This is a genomic window from Streptomyces candidus (assembly GCF_014207445.1).
Classification (GTDB): Bacteria; Actinomycetota; Actinomycetes; order Streptomycetales; family Streptomycetaceae; genus Streptomyces; species Streptomyces candidus.
In genome coordinates this window covers 1-16993 of the sequence record NZ_JACHEM010000016.1, presented here as the reverse complement: position 1 = coordinate 16993, position 16993 = coordinate 1, and the positions used below count along the sequence as shown (strand labels likewise).

Below are 16993 nucleotides of genomic sequence, written 5' to 3'. Positions count from 1 at the left end.
CGCGCAGGGGTCTCAGCCCTCCCGGCGTCCGTCCACCACGCGCGGCAGCCCCAGCGGGTTGTCGTCGCGCAGTTCGGGCGGGAGCAGGGCCTCGGGGGTGTTCTGGTACGCGACCGGGCGCAGCCAGCGCTCGGCTGCCGTCAGGCCGACCGACGTGGAGGTGGACGTGGTCGCCGGGTAGGGACCGCCGTGCTGCTGGGCGGGGGCGACCGCGACCCCGGTGGGCCAGGAGTTGACCAGGACCCGGCCGGCCAGCGGGGTGAGCCGGGCCAGGAGGTCCGCCGCACTGCCGGTCGCGGCCTCCTCGGCGGAGACGTGCAGGGTGGCGGTGAGGTTGCCCGGCAGGCGGTCCAGTACCGCGTCGGCCTGCGCCTGGTCCTCGTACCGTACGACCACCGTCACCGGTCCGAAGCACTCCTCCAGGAGGAGGTCGTGGGCCCCGCCCGCCCCGTCGGCGAGCTTGTGCGCGGGTACGGTGAGCACGCCCGCGCCGACCGTGTGCGCGTCGGTCGCGCCCGGGCTCACCGGGGCTTCCACGTCCGGCAGTTCGGCGCGCTCGGCGAGTCCGGCGACGAAGTTGTCGCGCATCCGGTGATCCAGCATGACGCCCGGTGCGACGTCCGCAAGGGACTGGGCGAGCGCCTTGACCAACTCATCGCCCGACGCGTCGGCGGGAGCGAGCACCAGTCCGGGCTTCACGCAGAACTGGCCCACCCCCATCGTCATCGACGCCGCGAGGCCCGCCCCGATCTCCTCGGCACGCTCGGCCGCTGCCGGCCCGGTCACCAACACCGGGTTCAGAGAGCCGAGTTCACCATGGAAGGGAATTGGCACCGGCCGCGCCGCCGCCGCGTCGAAGAGGGCGCGCCCGCCCCGTACGGAACCGGTGAAACCGGCGGCGGCCACCAGTGGATGCTCGACCAGGGCGACGCCCGCATCGAAACCGTGGACGAGGCCGACGACGCCCGCCGGGATGCCGTGCCGGTCCGCGGCCCGGCGCAGTACCGCGACGGTGGCCTCGGAGGTGGCCGGGTGGTCGGGGTGCGCCTTGACCACGACCGGGCAGCCGGCCGCGAGCGCGCTCGCGGTGTCGCCGCCGGCGACGGAGAACGCGAACGGGAAGTTGGAGGCCGAGTAGACCGCTACGACCCCCAGCGGCACCTTGTAGCGGCGCAGGTCCGGGATGGGGGGAGTGGCCGTGGCGTCCGGGTGGCTGATGATGACGTCGAGGAAGGCACCCTCGTCGACGGCGTCCGCGAAGGCCCTCAACTGGTAGCAGGTACGGGCGAGTTCGCCGGTGAGCCGGGTCGCGCCGAGTGCGGTTTCGGCGTCCGAGACCGCGACGAGCTCCTCCCGGGCCTCCTCCAGCGACTCGGCGGCGGTGCGCAGGAAGGCGGACCGTACGGACCGGTCGGTGAGCGCGCCGCGTGCGTCGTGTGCGCTGAGGACGGCGGCGTCGACGGTCTGCGGGCCGGCCTCCGCCGCGACCTGCTCGCGGCGCTCGCCGGTCCGGGGGTCGACGCTCCACACAGGGACCTCGGGTGACGCGGGAGTTGTGGGTATGGCTGACAACGTGACTCCTCCACCTGCATGTTCGAAATATCGAACAGCGTTCACCATTTCGGATATTGACGGCAGGTTAGGCACGCCCGGGAAGGCCGGTCAAGGTCCGCCGGCGCCGGCCGCCGGCCCGGCCCGGCCCGGCCGACCGGCGCCGCCGGAACGGTCCGAGGCGGCGGCGCGGGCCCACGGCGGGGAAGAGCGCGGTACGCGACGAGTATGCCCGGCGCCACGGTCACGCGGATTCCGCGCGCGCACGAACGCATCGACGGGGCGACGGGGCCGGAGGCCCGAAGGGCGAAGCCGCCCCGCTGACGCCGAGGAATCTACCCTAACGTTAGGGTAGAGATCGGCGGGGCGGGGTGATCCCGAGGACGGGATGGGCCGGGACCACGGGCGTGGGCAGTGCGGCGGACAGCAGGGCGGGTGACGTGGACGGCAGGTCGGACGGCACGGGCGGAAGCGGCGCTCGGGCGGCCGGCGGGAAGGCCGCGGTCGACGGACGCGCGGACGACAGGATCGACGGGATCGACGGCAGGCACATGCAGATCGGCGAGGACGCCGAACGCACCGAACTGTCCCTGCGGACCGTCCGGCACTACAAGGAGACCGGCCTGGTCGTCCCGTCCGCCCGTTCCCGCGGCGGCTTCCGTCTCTGCACGGAGAGCGACGTCGCCCGTCTCATGGTCGTACGACGGATGAAGCCGCTCGGTTTCACCCTGGAGGAGATGCGCGACCTGCTGGATGCCACCGACCGGCTCGACGCCGAGGGGTTGGCCGATCCGGCCCAGCGGCAGGCACTCCTGGAGCGGGTGGCGGAGTACGAGCGCGCCGCCATCCGGAAGACCGAGGTGCTGCGCGTCCGACTGGCCCGCGCCGAAGACTTCGCCGCCACTCTCCGCGCACGCATTTGCGACGGTACGTCCCCCTGACGGACGGTCAGCGAGCAGTCACGCCAGCGGACCCGCGAAAATCAGTCACCCTTGAAGTGAGTGAACGCGTGTTCCCGGGCAAGGCTCGGGTGGGTACGCAACCGTGTGCCTGAGGAGGAACCGCGATGCTGTCAGCTCCCGTACGTACGACCGTGCCCGCCCCCGTGTCCGAGCGGTCCGTGGTGGACCCGGCCCGCACCGGTACCGGCACGGCCGCGACCGGAGACGGCACCCTCCCCCGCATATCCGACCCCGCCGCCGTCGCTCCCAAGGACGCCCGCCAGCTCTCCAAGCTCTTCCTCGACAGGCTCAACGCACTCGAAGAGGGCACGCACGAGTACCAGTACGCGCGCAACACCCTCATCGAGATGAACCTCTCCCTCGTGAAGTTCGCCGCCCGCCGCTTCCGCAACCGGGGCAACGGCGAGCTCGAGGACATCATCCAGGTCGGCACGATCGGCCTGATCAAGGCGATCGACCGGTTCGACCTGAGTCGCGAGGTGGAGTTCACCTCCTTCGCCATCCCGTACATCACCGGTGAGATCAAGCGCTTCTTCCGCGACACGACGTGGGCCGTGCACGTGCCGCGCCGGCTCCAGGAGCTGCGTACGGAACTGGCCAAGGCCAAGGAGCAGTTGGCCACGGTTCTGGACCGCGACCCCACCGTCGCCGAACTCGCCGAACTCCTCGAACTCACCGAGGCCGAGGTCAACGACGGCCTGGTCGCCGCGAACGGGTACACCGCCGGCTCCCTCGACCTGCCCGCCGAGACCGGCAACGACAACAGCGCCAAGTCCCCCGTGAGCTACGCCGACTTCTTCGGCGCCTGCGACCCGGGCATGGAGCTCTTCGAGGACCTGCACACCCTCGCCCCGCTCCTCGCCTCCCTCTCCGAGCGGGACCGTCACATCCTCTCCATGCGGTTCGGTCAGGAGCTCACCCAGGCCGAGATCGGTGAGGTGCTCGGCATTTCCCAGATGCAGGTCTCCCGCCTTCTGACCCGCATCCTGGGCACCCTCCGCACGGGCATGCTGGCCACGCACTGACCCCGGGCGCCCATCACACTGGCGGAAAACCGCCCGTTTGCCTCATCCGTACCAGGGCACTCGGAGTATCGCAGCGACTCCATGAGAACAACACAGACACGAAGGGGACTCCCGCATGCTGGTGCCCGACCCCAAGGTTCTGCGCGCCCTCCTCACGCGGTACGCGGAAACACGGTTCGCCCACGCCCAGAACCCGACCCCGGAAACCCAGCGCGCCCTCGACGACGTCTCCTACACCCTGTGTGTGACGACGTCGACGAACAGAGTCGCAGCGGCCCTCGCGGCAGCGGACACGCTGCTGGAGCAGACCTGCTGCGCACGCGCCGCGAACGCCGGGGTATCGGATGCGTCGGACGTCGTGCACGAGCAGTCCCAGGCGGACCTGGCGGCCTGAGTTCGGCATGAGGATGAGGCCTGCGTCCAGCGGTGACGCGGGCGCTGCCGGATGCGCCGCGTTCACTCCTCGACCGTGATCAGCCCCCGGTTCACCGCCGTCATCACTGCCACCGTACGGTCGTCGGCCCATGCGCAGGTCCATCGGTACGACGGCGTGTCTGGAACAGCGGGCCCTACCCGCCCGTCCCGGATCCGCGCCCGGGACGGGCGCCTCCCTGCCGTCCCGTTCCCGGTACCCCTCCAGGATCTCCACGGCGGCCGTTTTGCCCGCCCCGTTGGGTCCGAGCAGCGCGAACACCTCGCCGCACCCGATGTCCAGGTCCAGCCGGACGAGCGGGCGGAGGGACCGAGGGACTGAAGGACCGGGAAACCGGATGAGGTCGGCGAGCAGGCTCAACCGGTCAGGAACGGCGCCGTCGCCGCCACGAAGGCGTCCGGGTCGTCCAGCCAGGGGAAGCGGCGGGCCCCTGGCCGGCCCGCCAGGTGCGCGCGGGGGCGTCCCCACGTCCCCAGAAGAAGGGGGAGACGGCAGCAGCGTCCGCCCGGCTTCGGGCTGCGGGCGTTGAGGGCCTCAAGAGCGGCGTACGCCTGGGGGAACCATTCCTCGTCCCCGCGGAGCCGCCCGCCGGGTCCGCGGGGGGAGGGACAATGCCCGTCATGCTTCATGTGCGAGTGATCAGCCCGACCGGCCGGACCGGCGACGTGCTGCGCATCGTGGCCGAGTCCCCGGCGGCCGCCAACGTCATCCTCCTGCCCGGTGCAGCCCACGCCCCCAAGGGTGACTTCGTCGAATTCGACGTGGCGAGGGAGGGCGCCAACGGCGTGCTCGACGCGCTGCGCGAACTCGGCCTGAAGGACACCGGATCGATCACCGTCGAGCAGCTCGACCTGTCGATCTCCGTTACCTCGGAGAAGGCGGAGGCCGCGGCTCCGGGCGACCCCGACGACGCCGTGGTGTGGGACGAGCTGACCGCGCGAACCGCCGCTGAAACTCGTCTGACCTGGGCGTTCCTCGCGTTCTTGGCGTTGGCGACCCAGATCGCCGCGATCGGGGCGCTGCTCGACCAGCCGATCCTGATCGTCGGCGCGATGGTGCTGGGGCCGGAGTTCGGGCCGGTGGCGGCGATCTGTTTCGGGGTGATGAGCCGCCAGCTGAGTTTGATCGGCACCGCCGTGCGAACCCTCGCCGTGGGGTTCGCGGTCGCCGTGGCGATCACCATGGCGTGTGCGGGGGCCAGCCGTCTGCTGGGCTGGGTCACCCCGGACATGCTGGACGGACGGTCGCTGACGAACTTCATCATCCACCCCGACCGGTGGTCCTTCATCGTCGCGTTGCTGGCCGGCGTCGCGGGCATCCTCTCGATGACCGCCGGCAAGTCCTCGCCACTGGTCGGCGTCTTCATCTCGGTGACGACCGTGCCCGCCGCGGGAAACCTCGCGGTCGCCGTGCCCCTGGGCCACTGGAACGAGGTGACCGCCTCCCTGGTCCAGCTCGGCGTCAACCTCGCGGGAATGCTCCTCGCGGGTACCGCCACCCTGCTGCTGCAACGCGTTCTGTGGGCCCGCTACGGGCTCAAGCTCACCCCCGCACACCGTCCGGGCCGGGCGGTGGGCGGCCGGAGGACCTGAGCAGGGTGCGTACGGCGTGAGCCGCTGTCGTACGACACAACCGCGGGCCGTACCGCGGGAGGGAGGTGCGGTACGGCCCGTGCATAGGTACAGGGGTCAGGCCGCCGGCCGTGGCGTTTCCGACCGTCGGGCGAGCTGTACCCGGCCGAACAGCAGGGCGTAGCCGTCCGGCAGCTGCGCCAGCACACGGTCCAGGAGTTCCGGCCCGGCGAGGTCGCCGACGTTCCGCAGGACGGAGCCGGTGTCCCACCGGGCGGGTCCGGGGCCGCTGCCCGTGCGGGCGGCGAGGTCCTGGACGAACCCGAGACCGGTCAGCTGCCGTGCGGCGGGAATCTGCGCGCTGAACTCCAGCGCCGCTTCCCACGGCAGGACCCTGGCCAGCTCGACGCGTTCGTCGCCGGTCAGCTGACGGCCGAGCCCGGCCAGGACGCTCCGGGTGACGGCCTCGGCACGCTGGGTCGAGTCGTAGAGTCCGTCCGTCCGTACCCTTTCGACCAGCTCCCCGAAGGTGACGGTGTGCCGGGACGGCGACGGTTCCAGGTCTCCCTGCCCGTACCCGCCCCCCTGGCCCCGTCCGCGATCCGGTACGGGTCCGGGCCCGTACTCCTGCTCGTTGTCCCGCCCGTACGGCGGCTGTCCGGGCGTCTGCCGCACAGCCGCCGCCTGGTGCATGGTCGCCGCCCCGCTCATGCGGTGATCTGGCGGTCCCCGGCGCCGCTGCCGCCGCTGATGGTGATCTTGCGGGGCTTGGCCCTCTCCGAGACCGGCAGGCGCAGCGTCAGTACGCCCGCCTCGTACGAGGCGTCGATTCGTTCCGTGTCGAGGGTGTCGCCGAGGATGAGCTGCCGGGTGTGCAGGCCGTTGGCACGTTCGGAGGCGATCATCTCCGCGCCCTCGGGGGCCGCCGAGCGGCGTTCCGCCTTCACGGTGAGGACGTTGCGTTCGATGTCCAGGTCGATGGACTCGGGGTCGATGCCCGGCAGGTCGAAGTGGACGACGAACTCCTCGCCCGCCCGGTAGGCGTCCATCGGCATCGCCGCCGGGTGTGCCGCCGTCCCCCAGAACTGCTGGGTGAGCCGGTCCAGCTCGCGGAAAGCGTCGGTACGCATGAGCATCACAAGTCACTCCTTCTCTCTTCGCACTGGGTGCGATGCCCTTCGCTTTCTTATATAGCGGACCAATCAGAAAGTTGACAAGTCCCCACTCAGGGTTGGTGAGTCGGTGTTGTCCCCGGTCCATGTCGTGGGTGCAGCTGCCACCGGGAATGAGACGCGTAGGTACGCTGCCGGAGCTCAGTCCTCCGCCCAGCTCCGCAACGCGTCGCAGCAGTTGTTGCACTCCTCCATCAGCCGGGTCGCCTCCACCACCAGCTCCCCGTAGGGCTGCGAGGGATCCGTCAGCGGCAGCCCCCTCGCCACTGCCTCTTCCGCCAGGGCCTGCCGCTGCTGCTGCGCCTCGTCCGCGAGGCGGCACAGCTCCTTCGCCTGCGAAGGCAGCCGCGACTCGTCCAGGTCGGCCAGAACTGCGGCGCACTTGCCGAGCGCGTCCAGGAAACCCGCGTAACTCCGCAGGAAGGGAAGGTACTCGTAACCGCTCTCCTCCCCGTGCCAACGGTCGAGGCTGCGGGTGAGGGACGCCATCTGGTACAGGGTGCGCACGAGGGCTTCGAGCACGACCGCGTACCCCTGGAAGCTCGTGTGCCCACGGTGGCCCGGCAGGCGGCTGCGGGGGTTGAAGTGGATGCTCTCCTCGGCGGTGCGCAGGCTGCTCCGGGCGCCGGAGATCAGCGTGTCGGTCCGGTCGGCCCGTCGTCGCCACTGCGCGGTGCTGTCCTCGTCGGGGGCGCCCTCGCGCAGTACGGGCGCCATGTCGCCGAGCAGGTCGCGCAGGGTGTGCGCGAGGGAACGGATGCCGTACTCGGCGTTGCGGTAGCGCATGGGCGGTACGACGAGGATGTGGACGGCGGCACCGATGGCGCATCCGACCAGTACCAGCAGCACGATCTGCTGGAGCTGTTCCAGGCGTGTGTCGTTGGTACTCGTGGAGACGTACGTGGAGAACGCGAAGAACGCCGCCGTGGAGACCTGCGTCCCCTGCGAGCCCAGCGGCGCCCACCGTCCGACGGCCAGTGTGATCACCGCGACCAGCGCGAACGTCGCCAGCGTCGGCCCTGCGGACAGCCCGAGCGCCGCCTGCACGGCCACTCCGACGACGACCGCTCCTACGTACCGCAGCGACTGCACGAGCGAGCGGTAGACGGTCGCCTGCATGGTCAGGACCGCGGAGAACGGCGCGAACGCGGGGGACTTGGCGTGCATCAGGTCGTATGCGACGAACCACGACAGGGTCGCCGCCAGTGCGCTCTTGGCGATGAGCAGCACGGTGTGCCGTTCGTGTCCGGAGTACGACCAGGCCCGCTGCCACCACTGCGCGACCCGGGTGGACCAGGACGGTTGATGGCCCTCGGGCTTCTCCTCCGTGGAGCCCTCCGCGTTCCCCTGCTCCTTCACATGTGCCCCCTCGGGTACGGTGCTGGGGGCCTTCTCCCGGTACTTGCCGACGCCCGGTGCCCGCAATGTGCGGTACCCGACCGACCTGCGTTTATGTGCGGAATCACCCGAGGTGCACGTCACCCTGCCGCAATGGCCGTACCGGCCCGCGGGTCGCTCCCTGCCGTGCCTTCTGGACTCGGTCCCCGGCGACTGCCGTTCCCGCCCCGGCGAGTGGCCGCCCCTACTTCAGCGAGTGCCCCGCGTGCTTCTCGCCGTCGGGCGACGGAGGTACGAAACAGGCCGTGACCGCCTTCCCGTGCTGCTGTTCGTGCGTCTCCCAGCTGTCGGCGAGTGCGTCCACGATGGAGATGCCCCGGCCCGAGGTGGCCGCGAGGGAGGGGGCCCGTCGGACGGGTTGGGGCACGCCGCCGACATCGTCGTGCACGGTGACGTGCACGCAGCGGCTGTCCCAGGTCAGCACCAGCTGGGCGTCACTGTGCGCGTGCAGATGGGCGTTGGTGATCAGTTCCGACACGGTGAGGACGACGGCGTCCGCGGTGTCCGGGCTGGTCTCGTACCAGGGCAGCTGCGCCAGGTGCTCGCGCGTCCACTTTCGGCCCTCCCGTACCCCTCCGGACATCGGAAACGTCTTCGCCCATCCCACGGCCCGCATCGACATGTGCCCTGCTCCTTTCCCGTCGCTCACGCTCTACCGCGGTACGGGTACCCGGGAATGCCGCCGGGAACGGGGGGATCCGGACAACGGAGTGTGCGCGAGGGACGCGGGGGCGTGCGGGAGGGTCACGCGGCCCCCGCGTCCCTCCCGCGTACGACACGGAGCCCTCGCTCCGACGTCCAGTAGGGGTGCTCGTTGACCGCCATGGTCAGCTCCCGTATCCGCTCCCACAGCTCCTCGACCTGGTCCACCTGCTCCTCGGTGAAAGCGGCGGCGGCCCCGGTGCCCCAGGGGGGTGCGGTGGCGAGGGTGTGGAAGTCGGCCTGTGCCTCGTGGAGCTGCTGCTGGAGAGCGAGGAGGTCGTCAGGGAAGGGGGAGGCGTAGGAAGACATAAAGGAAGCGTACGTCTGTTCGATTTACGAATTCCAGTCGTGCTCCGCGGTCGCGCGGAACCTGCCCCGCCACCGCCCGGTACGGTCGGCCGCGGCGGCACCCTAGGAGGCCCCGGCGCACCGGGGTGCGGCCTATTGGGGCATGGTGGCGATCTGGATCAGGTTGCCGCAGGTGTCGTCGAGGACGGCGGTGGTGACGGGCCCCATGTCCACGGGTTCCTGGGTGAAGCGGACGCCGAGTTCCTGCAGGCGGTGGAACTCGGCCCGGACGTCGTCGACGGCGAACTGGGCGAGCGGGATGCCGTCGCGAACGAGTGCGTCGCGGTAGGGCCGGACGGCCGGGTGCCCGGCGGGCTCCAGGAGGAGTTCCGTGCCGTCCGGCTCGTCGGGCGAGACGACGGTCAGCCACCGGTCCTCGCCGCCCACCCGGACGTCGCGCTTCTTCACGAAGCCGAGGATCTCGGTGTAGAAGTGCTCGGCCTTGGCCTGGTCGTCGACGAAGACGCTGGTCAGATGGATTTTCATGAGGGATGAATGCCCCACCCGCGGTCGGCTCACCCCCCTGCGAAGAGGTGAAAGCCCGCGGCGGGGCGACTTTCGCCCCGCTGCGCTCGCCGGCCGCGGGCGGGGGCGTCGGGCCGGCCCCGCGGGCGAAGGCTGTCGTACCCTGCTCGCGGCCCGGAGCGGCGGCTCCGCCTCTGTCGGTGTCCCCCAGCCCCACCAGCAGCGTCCGCAGGATGTCTGGCCAGCCGCTCCAGTTCGGCGGGCGGCGACCACCGGCCGGCAACTCGTAGCGGGTGGCCTGGTGCTGACGCCCGTGGCGTTGCTCGTCGAGGGCCCACCGCCGTCCTCGTACACCGGGGAGAACCTGATCGGGTACGGCAACCCGGGTCTGATCGGTGCCGCACTCGCCTATGCCCTGTGGTTCCGCGGCATCAAGGCTCTCACCCCGACCGAGGTCACCTTCCTCGGTCTGCTGAGCCCGCTCATCGCCACCCTGCCCGGATGGAGCGTCCTCGGCCAGTAGCTGACCGCCCTGCAACTGCTGGGCGCGCTGCTCGCCCCGGTCGCGGTCGTCCTCGCCCAGTTCCGTCCGCGGCGCCGAAGCGCAGCTCCCGTCCCGGGGGACTCCGGTAGCTTCGCGCATGTCGCGGAGGTGTACGTCCTCGGGGCCGGTGCCCCCCGTGACGGTACCCGGGAGTGCGAGGGCAAGACCCTGTGAGGATCCGTCGTCGGCAGGAGCGTCAGCGCTTCCTCGGCGGGTCCGTCAGGTTGACGATTTTCAGGTCGGAGCGACGGACCGTGTACCAGACCCGTGTGTCCGGTGCGCCACCCCAGATCTGCGTGACGACGACCTTCGACGTGCCGGCCGTCGTGGAGTGGTTGCGCACCTTCCAGTCCTTGGGGACGTTCTGGGCGCGCAGGACGGGATCGGCGTGGTTCCGGACGGCCCACTCGCTGAGGCGGGCGTCCAGCTCCTTGGTCAGGTACGCCTTGCGGATCGCCCCGGGGGTGCGGGTGCCGACTCCGAGCACGGCGTGCCGGTAGGCCGTGAGGAAGCGGTTGACCTCGGTTGCAGGCGTGGCCGCCGTCCCCTGTGCGCCGGGCGCGGAGGGGGCAGAGGTGGCGAGTGCGGGTGCGGCGGTGAGTGGGGCAGCCGTGGCCAGGACGGCGGCGATGGCTGCGTACGAGACGATCCGGCTACGTGTGCGGAGAGTGGTCATGCGTCAAGAGAAACAGACGGAGGGTGCAGAAGTCATCACTCACAGTGAGGATTCTGCAGGGTTCCTGTCGGCTGGGACCGCGCCCGCCCCCGCCGCGGGCCCGCTTTCCGGTTCGTGCAGTCCCCGTACCAGCAGCCACCCCACCGCCGGGAGCGCGGTCAGCTCAGCCCGACGAAGACGACGGACCTCCGCCTCTTCCACGCCTTGCGGATGCCGGCCGAGGGCGTCCCGGTCACCGCGGTCGCACATCGCTGCGGATGGGCCTCCGCGAGCGCGTTCATCGACGTGTTCCGGCGCGCGTACGGATACACCCCGGGCGTCCACCACCGCCGCGCGGCCCGTCAGGAGGAACGGATGCGGATGCCTGCGGACGAGTGACCCCGACGTATAACCGTCGATGGGGAAGAATCCCTACGTCAGGTGTGCTGTACGAGATATGACTCCTCCTCCAGTAGGTCACCGGATCACCGTCGAGCAGGGCACGACGCACGTACGGGTCGTACGGGAAGGCCGACTCCTCGCGGAGAGCCGTCGCCCGCTGCTGCTGCGTGAGACCGGGCTCCCTGTCCGCTACTACCTGCCGCCCGACGACGTACGCACCGAGCTGCTGACACCGTCCGACACCACCACTCACTGCCCCTTCAAGGGCGACGCGTCGTACTGGTCGGTGCCAGGCAGGGCCGATCTGGTGTGGTCGTACTCGGAACCGCTTCCTCAAGTCGCGGCGATCAAGGGGCACTTCTGCTTCTACGAGACCGAGGTCGTCGTCGGTTCGGAGTGACTGCGGTGTCCGCAGGAACCGCGTGCGGGCATGTGTGGCGGGGGGCCTTCCGGTGCACTTTGGGAGGCCCCCCGCGTCGGTAGCGGCAGCCGGTGCCGGAGGTGGCAGCCGGTGTCGGACGTGGCTGTCGGTGTCGTATGCGGAAGCAGTGCCTGACGTGGTCGAGGTGCCTGCTGCTTTCCGGGGGCATGTTGTCCGAGGTGCCTGACGGGTCCGGCGTGCCTGACGGGTCCGGCGTGCCTGACGGGTCCGGCGTGCCTGGTGACGCCGAGGTGCCTGCCGGTTCCGGCGTGTCCGATCTGATGTATCGGATCCGGTGCAGCAGACCTCGTACATCCCGGGTGGCGAGCCGCTCGCGCCCGTAGGCGGGGAGCGGCTGACGGGGATCGGTCCGGCGGGGCTGCGCGTTCGGCCCTCTTTCGGACCTGCTTGCGGGCCAGGTGACTCGGGTGGCGCATCACCGGTCGGCCGAACGTCCGGATCGTCCCTACCGTAGCTGAATGGTCGTCACCTCAGTGTCACGCAGCGTAACCTGTCGGGTCGTCATCACCGCGTCCGCCTTGCTCATCACGCTGCCCGCGTCCCCCGGGCTGCTTACGTCCCCCGCGGCAGCGGAGTCCGTAGGGGATTCCACCCGTGTCGGCGAGGCCCCGGCGAACCGCACCGTTTCCGCCCTGGCCTGGATCGTCGCGGATGCCGGTAGCGGGGAGGTACTCGCCGCGCACAACCCGCACCGCAGGCTGCCTCCCGCCAGTACGCTCAAGGCGCTGTTCGCCGTCACCGCCCTGCCCCGTGTTCCCGGCGACAGTCCGCGCAAGGTCAGCAAGAAGGACCTGGCGGGAGTGGGGAAGGGCAGCAGCGTGGTGGGGGTGAAGGCCGGGCGGACGTACCGGGCGGCCGATCTGTGGCGGGGCACCTTCCTGCGCTCTGGCAACGACGCCGTGCACGTGCTGGCGGCCATGAACGGTGGCTGGAAGTCGACCGTCGACCAGATGCAGGCCAAGGCCCGCGCACTGGGCGCCCGCAACACCCGTGTGGTCACCGCCGACGGTTACGACGCCAAGGGCCAGTACTCCTCGGCGTACGATCTGACGCTCATCGTCCGGGCCGGGCTGGAGAACGGCCAGTTCGCCAAGTACGCGGCGACCGCGCACGCCCGCTTCCCCAGTGCCACCCGCGCCGACGGAACACCCACCGCCTCGTATCCCATCCAGAACACCAACCGGCTGCTCACCGGCGCCAACGGGATCGGTCGATACCCCGGCACCATCGGTGTCAAGAACGGCTACACCAGCAAGGCCGGCAACACCCTCCTCGCGGCGGCCCGCCGGGGCGACCGCACGTTGATCGTCACCGTCCTGAACCCGCAGCGCGGCAACGGACTCACCGTCTACCGCGAGGCTCGGGCCCTTCTCGACTGGGGCTTCAAGTCCGCCGGCCGCGTGAAACCGCTCGGCTACCTCAACCAGTCGGGGACGAACACGTAGGCGTACCTCGGGTGGGCGAACGGATGAGTGGGTGAGGGGGCGGGCGGCTCCCGGCGGAAGCCCGTACCTACCTGCAAGCCGGTCCGACCGGAACGGTCCCGAGTCCGCGTGGATACGCTTCCGGGCGTGGCCACTTGAACGGCAGACAACTGCCCCGACAAGCTCGCCGACCCCACCCACTTTGCTGCGCCCACCTCGTCAGCCGAGTCCTTCCCCCCAGCCCCAGCCCCAGCCGCAGCCGCCCCGATCGCGCCGGCTGAGTCGGACGAGCTTGCTGAGTCCGCCGGGATTGCCGAACCAGTGGATCTCGTGATCTTCGACTGTGACGGTGTCCTGGTCGACAGCGAGCGCCTCTGCGTCAAGGTGGACGCGCTGATCGTTGCCGACCTGGGCTGCGTGTTCAGTGAGGCCGAGATCATCGAGAAGTTCGTCGGGTCGTCGGCCGAGGTCTACACCGCAGCGATCGAGGAGCGCCTGGGGCGTCCCCTGCCGAAGGACTGGCTGCAGGCGTACGAGCACCTCTACGAGGCTGCCTTCGTGGCGCAACTGACTGCCGTCGACGGCGTCGAGGAGGTCCTCACCCGTCTCACCCACCGCGCCGGCTCCGCGGTACCGGTCTGCGTAGCGTCGAACGGACCGCGTGACGGGATCCGGAAGAACCTTGAACTCGCTTCCCTGACGCGTTACTTCGAGCCGCAGGCGATTTTCAGCGCCGCCGACGTCCCTCGTGGGAAACCGGCTCCCGACCTCTTCCTGCACGCCGCTCGTTCGATGGGCGTACCGCCCGAGCGCTGTGCGGTGATCGAGGACAGTGCGTACGGGGTCCGGGCCGCGCGTGCCGCCGGTATGCGGGCCTTCGGCTACTGCGGCGGCCTCACCCCGGCGTCCCGTCTCGCCGGACCCGGCACCGTGGTGTTCGACGACATGCGCGCCCTCCCGGACCTTCTCTCACGGCATCTGGGCGGTGAGCGGCGACGACGTCCTTCGCAGTGAGAGGACGCAGCGAAGTACGGATGCGGCGAGGCGGGGACGCGGCGAAAAACGGATGCGTGCCGCCCCCCGGGCGCAGTACGGTCCCGCGAATGAACTCCTCACAGGAACCGCACGCGGGACCGGACACAGGACCGCCGGAATCAGGACTCCCGACCGCCGAGTGGGGCGCAGAGCAGCGGCAGGGCGACGATACGGACGCGCCGGAGGACGGATATTTCGGCGCATCGGTCGCGGAGAACTATGACGACCCCTCGTCCGACATGTTCGCCCCGGCGGCGGTCGAGCCCGCCGCCGACCTGCTCGCCGCCCTCGCCGTCGGCGGCCCGGCCCTCGAATTCGGCATCGGCACCGGGCGCATCGCCCTCCCGCTCGCCCGGCGCGGCGTTCCCGTCCACGGCATCGACCTGTCCCGCGCCATGGTGGAGAAGCTGCGGGCCAAGCCGGGCGGCGACGCGATCGGCGTGACGATCGGCGACTTCGCGAGCACCGTGGTGCCGGGGCGGGGAGGGTTCGCCGTCGCGTACCTCGTCTTCAATACGATCATGAACCTCACGACCCAGGCCGAACAGGTCGCCTGCTTCCGCAACGCCGCCGCCCATCTCGCTCCCGGCGGCACGTTCGTCATCGAGGTCGGGGTGCCGGAGCTGCGCCTGCTCCCACCGGGGCAGAACGCCGTGCCCTTCCAGATCACCGCCAACCGCTGGGCGTTCGACCACTACGACGTCGCCACCCAGGCGATGAGTTCGAACTACGTCGAGGTCGTCGACGGTCGTGGCTCGTACCGCTCGATCCCCTTCCGGTACGTCTGGCCCGCCGAACTCGACCTGATGGCGCAGCTCGCCGGAATGCGGCTGCGCGACCGCTGGGAGGGCTGGGGGCGCGAGCCGTTCACCAACGAGAGCGGCCGGCACGTGTCGGTATGGGAGAAGGCGGCGTCGGCGGACCAGCCGGATGGGGCGAACCCGGCAAACCGGGGCGATCAACTGGGGGCATGAGTCCCTGAGTTGCCAGCCCGGGAGGTCCGTGCCAGGAGTCCGTCCCTTGCGTCCCTGTTTCGGTCCTTCCGCAACGACGCAGGTCACAGCGGGTCCGAGTGGCGTGGAGGGACTGAGAGGGACTGGGATCCCCAATGGTGCTGCTCGCCCGCACCCGGGGTCTCCTACCGCACCCTCTTCGGCGCGGCGCGACCGCCTGTGGCAGCCCTCCGCAACTGCTCGAAGGCGGTGGGCCGCGGGCGGTGCGGCAGGAAATCCCTGATCTGCCGTGCACAGTCGAGCGGGCCGTGGGTGCCGGTGTCGACCTCGATGTCGTAGAGGCCGTGGGCATGGACCCGGGTGATCTGTCGAGCGGCCAGACCGGGTGGGCGGTCACCGCGCTGCTGCTCGCGCCGTTCCAGTTCGGGCAAGGGGCAGTGCACGCCGACCAGTACGACGTCCTGCGGGACGAACAGGTCGACACAGTCGGGCAAGCGCCACTGTTCGCTCAGGATGTGGTCCACGACGACGTTGTTGCCGCCTGCGGCCATCCCCGCGACAGCCCGATGGAAGCCCTTCCAGGTGCGTAGGAGCACATGCCGGAGCTGGTCGGGGGCGAGGTCCGGGGAAGGCGTCCACCGGCATGGAGAAGTAGGTCTCGCCCAGGATGGGGAGGAGTTCCCTGGCGATGCTCGACTTCCCGGAACTCGATGTGCCGTTCAGGAAAATGATCAAACCGCCGGTCGTCCGCGCCGTGTCGCGCGGGTCGGGATCGGGCGTGACCGGGTGGTGGACCGAAGCCCTCGACATGTCTTCCTCCGCGTCGTGCCTCGCGACGGCCCCGTGTGCTGCCGGTATTCGATCATGCCTGGCGTGCAGACGGGCGCTCGGGCCGGGAATTGTCAGACCCATGGTGCACGATCAGTGCATCGGGTCCTTCGAGTGGCCGCAGTGAGAACGAGGAGTGCGGGGACCTTGTGCCGACGATCGTGAACCAGCAGGTGGAGGAGCGCGTGTTCCTGCGCGCGCTGGTCAGGTCCGACTACTACCCGGACCGGGCTCTCGACACGGGAGGGCTGTCCTGGGGGAACCGTGTGCGCGGAGTCGTACGGGCTCTCCTTCGCGCCGACGACCGGGCCCGCACCGTCGAAGCCGCCGAGCGCGCCCGCGCCCGCTTCGGCCCCGACGCGGTCGTGCCGCCCTTCCCGCCCACGGCTGCACCGCCCTCCTCGTCCCGATCCGTCGCCACGGAGAAAGTCAGGCTTCCCATCCGTCAGAGAGAGAAGGGAGTTCGCGTCCCAGGCGGGCCAGCGGGGACAGCGCCATGAACAGCGGGGAAAGGGCCAGGGACGCGGCCGTCACCAGCAGGCTGGTCCGCAGCCCCCACTGCCCGGCCAGCCACCCGCCGAGCAGCGAACCGAGCGGAGTCAGGCCCATCCCGACGAAGTTGACCGTCGCCACGACCCGGCCCTGCAACCGTACGGGCGTCAACGCCTGCCGTACGGACATCATGGCGACGTTCACCACTTGGCCGAGCGCGCCGAACAGGAAGTTGAGCCCCGCCAGCGCGAGGACGGTGCCGGCGCCGCTCCCGTGCAGGGCGGGCACGCACAGCATCATTCCGTCGCCCAGTACCGCCGCGCCCACCAGGACGCGGCCGTAGCCGTACCGTTCCGGCAACCGTGCGGCCAGCAGTGATCCCACCACCGCGCCCGGCCCCAGCGCCCCGAGCACCAGACCCACGGCCGCCCCGGAAAGTCCGAGTTCGCGCGGCAGGAAGACCAGGTAGACGGTCATCAGCGCAGCGAAGGAGAACTGGAACAGCGCCGTCGCCAGCGCGACGGCCCTCAGCGACGCCTCACCAGCGACGTGCCGCACCCCCTCGCGGATCCGCCGCAGCGCGGGAACGGG

Annotated in this window: 19 protein-coding genes and 2 pseudogenes; 10 read left to right on the top strand and 11 right to left on the bottom strand. The window is 70.6% G+C overall.

Annotated features, from left to right (window positions below; all coding sequences use genetic code 11):
• Nucleotides 1–12: 12 nt before the first annotated feature.
• The gene (locus HNQ79_RS26780; RefSeq protein ID WP_229923493.1) at nucleotides 13–1530 is read right to left on the bottom strand and encodes an aldehyde dehydrogenase (NADP(+)); all 1518 of its coding nucleotides are present in this window, start codon (nucleotides 1528–1530) and stop codon (nucleotides 13–15) included.
• A 557-nt stretch (nucleotides 1531–2087) separates the two neighbouring features.
• Here HNQ79_RS26780 and HNQ79_RS26775 point away from each other — a divergent pair.
• From HNQ79_RS26775 to HNQ79_RS26765, 3 genes are all read left to right on the top strand, one after another.
• Entirely contained in the window at nucleotides 2088–2492 is a 405-nt protein-coding gene (locus HNQ79_RS26775) for a MerR family transcriptional regulator (protein ID WP_185035518.1), read from the top strand.
• A 125-nt stretch (nucleotides 2493–2617) separates the two neighbouring features.
• Complete coding sequence (locus HNQ79_RS26770) at nucleotides 2618–3538, top strand: SigB/SigF/SigG family RNA polymerase sigma factor (protein WP_185035435.1); 921 nt, start codon at nucleotides 2618–2620, stop codon at nucleotides 3536–3538.
• Nucleotides 3539–3653: 115 nt separating this feature from the next.
• Nucleotides 3654–3932: a DUF5133 domain-containing protein gene (locus HNQ79_RS26765; protein WP_185035434.1), complete on the top strand. Its 279-nt coding sequence runs from the start codon at nucleotides 3654–3656 to the stop codon at nucleotides 3930–3932.
• A gap of 395 nt (nucleotides 3933–4327) precedes the next feature.
• Here the strand turns inward: HNQ79_RS26765 and HNQ79_RS26760 are convergent, their stop codons facing one another.
• Nucleotides 4328–4600, bottom strand: a complete 273-nt coding sequence (locus HNQ79_RS26760; protein ID WP_185035433.1) for a hypothetical protein — start codon at nucleotides 4598–4600, stop codon at nucleotides 4328–4330.
• Here HNQ79_RS26760 and HNQ79_RS26755 point away from each other — a divergent pair.
• Nucleotides 4592–5563 (top strand): DUF389 domain-containing protein, encoded by a 972-nt coding sequence (locus HNQ79_RS26755; RefSeq protein ID WP_185035432.1) that lies wholly within the window; start codon nucleotides 4592–4594, stop codon nucleotides 5561–5563. The two genes, HNQ79_RS26760 and HNQ79_RS26755, sit on opposite strands and share 9 nt — an antisense overlap.
• Nucleotides 5564–5659: 96 nt before the next feature.
• Here the strand turns inward: HNQ79_RS26755 and HNQ79_RS26750 are convergent, their stop codons facing one another.
• From HNQ79_RS26750 to HNQ79_RS26725, 6 genes are all read right to left on the bottom strand, one after another.
• On the bottom strand, nucleotides 5660–6253 hold the full coding sequence (locus HNQ79_RS26750) for a DUF2267 domain-containing protein (protein WP_308437330.1): 594 nt from the start codon (nucleotides 6251–6253) through the stop codon (nucleotides 5660–5662).
• Nucleotides 6250–6678 (bottom strand): Hsp20/alpha crystallin family protein, encoded by a 429-nt coding sequence (locus HNQ79_RS26745; RefSeq protein WP_185035431.1) that lies wholly within the window; start codon nucleotides 6676–6678, stop codon nucleotides 6250–6252. Before HNQ79_RS26745 ends, HNQ79_RS26750 begins: the two co-directional genes overlap by 4 nt.
• A 177-nt stretch (nucleotides 6679–6855) precedes the next feature.
• The gene (locus HNQ79_RS26740; protein WP_229923435.1) at nucleotides 6856–8073 is read right to left on the bottom strand and encodes an FUSC family protein; all 1218 of its coding nucleotides are present in this window, start codon (nucleotides 8071–8073) and stop codon (nucleotides 6856–6858) included.
• Nucleotides 8074–8296: 223 nt separating this feature from the next.
• Entirely contained in the window at nucleotides 8297–8728 is a 432-nt protein-coding gene (locus HNQ79_RS26735; protein ID WP_185035515.1) for an ATP-binding protein, read from the bottom strand.
• A gap of 128 nt (nucleotides 8729–8856) precedes the next feature.
• On the bottom strand, nucleotides 8857–9123 hold the full coding sequence (locus HNQ79_RS26730; RefSeq protein WP_185035430.1) for a DUF8825 domain-containing protein: 267 nt from the start codon (nucleotides 9121–9123) through the stop codon (nucleotides 8857–8859).
• 132 nt (nucleotides 9124–9255) lie between these two features.
• Nucleotides 9256–9648, bottom strand: a complete 393-nt coding sequence (locus tag HNQ79_RS26725) for a VOC family protein (protein WP_185035429.1) — start codon at nucleotides 9646–9648, stop codon at nucleotides 9256–9258.
• Between HNQ79_RS26725 and HNQ79_RS26720 the strand changes: the two genes are divergently transcribed.
• The gene (locus tag HNQ79_RS26720; protein WP_260421807.1) at nucleotides 9647–10150 is read left to right on the top strand and encodes an EamA family transporter; all 504 of its coding nucleotides are present in this window, start codon (nucleotides 9647–9649) and stop codon (nucleotides 10148–10150) included. The two genes, HNQ79_RS26725 and HNQ79_RS26720, sit on opposite strands and share 2 nt — an antisense overlap.
• Before the next feature lie 217 nt (nucleotides 10151–10367).
• On the opposite strand, the gene HNQ79_RS26715 is transcribed toward HNQ79_RS26720, so the two are convergent.
• Nucleotides 10368–10847 (bottom strand): hypothetical protein, encoded by a 480-nt coding sequence (locus HNQ79_RS26715; RefSeq protein ID WP_185035428.1) that lies wholly within the window; start codon nucleotides 10845–10847, stop codon nucleotides 10368–10370.
• Between the two features lie 150 nt (nucleotides 10848–10997).
• On the opposite strand from HNQ79_RS26715, the pseudogene HNQ79_RS26710 reads away from it, so the two are divergent.
• From HNQ79_RS26710 to HNQ79_RS26690, 5 genes and pseudogenes are all read left to right on the top strand, one after another.
• Nucleotides 10998–11225: pseudogene (locus HNQ79_RS26710) on the top strand (helix-turn-helix domain-containing protein); the annotation flags it as partial.
• A 58-nt stretch (nucleotides 11226–11283) separates the two neighbouring features.
• Nucleotides 11284–11628 carry a DUF427 domain-containing protein gene (locus tag HNQ79_RS26705; protein ID WP_185035427.1) on the top strand — a complete coding sequence of 115 codons (345 nt, stop codon included), beginning with the start codon at nucleotides 11284–11286 and terminating at the stop codon, nucleotides 11626–11628.
• Between the two features lie 500 nt (nucleotides 11629–12128).
• Complete coding sequence (locus HNQ79_RS26700) at nucleotides 12129–13115, top strand: D-alanyl-D-alanine carboxypeptidase family protein (RefSeq protein ID WP_185035426.1); 987 nt, start codon at nucleotides 12129–12131, stop codon at nucleotides 13113–13115.
• Nucleotides 13116–13424: 309 nt separating this feature from the next.
• Nucleotides 13425–14108: an HAD family hydrolase gene (locus HNQ79_RS26695; RefSeq protein WP_185035514.1), complete on the top strand. Its 684-nt coding sequence runs from the start codon at nucleotides 13425–13427 to the stop codon at nucleotides 14106–14108.
• An 89-nt stretch (nucleotides 14109–14197) separates the two neighbouring features.
• Nucleotides 14198–15103 carry a class I SAM-dependent DNA methyltransferase gene (locus HNQ79_RS26690; protein WP_185035425.1) on the top strand — a complete coding sequence of 302 codons (906 nt, stop codon included), beginning with the start codon at nucleotides 14198–14200 and terminating at the stop codon, nucleotides 15101–15103.
• A gap of 164 nt (nucleotides 15104–15267) precedes the next feature.
• Here HNQ79_RS26690 and HNQ79_RS26685 read toward each other — a convergent pair.
• Nucleotides 15268–15892, bottom strand: a pseudogene (locus HNQ79_RS26685) (chloramphenicol phosphotransferase CPT family protein).
• A 447-nt stretch (nucleotides 15893–16339) separates the two neighbouring features.
• Nucleotides 16340–16993 (bottom strand): MFS transporter (locus HNQ79_RS26680; protein WP_185035424.1); only part of this gene is annotated, 654 nt, incomplete at its 5' end.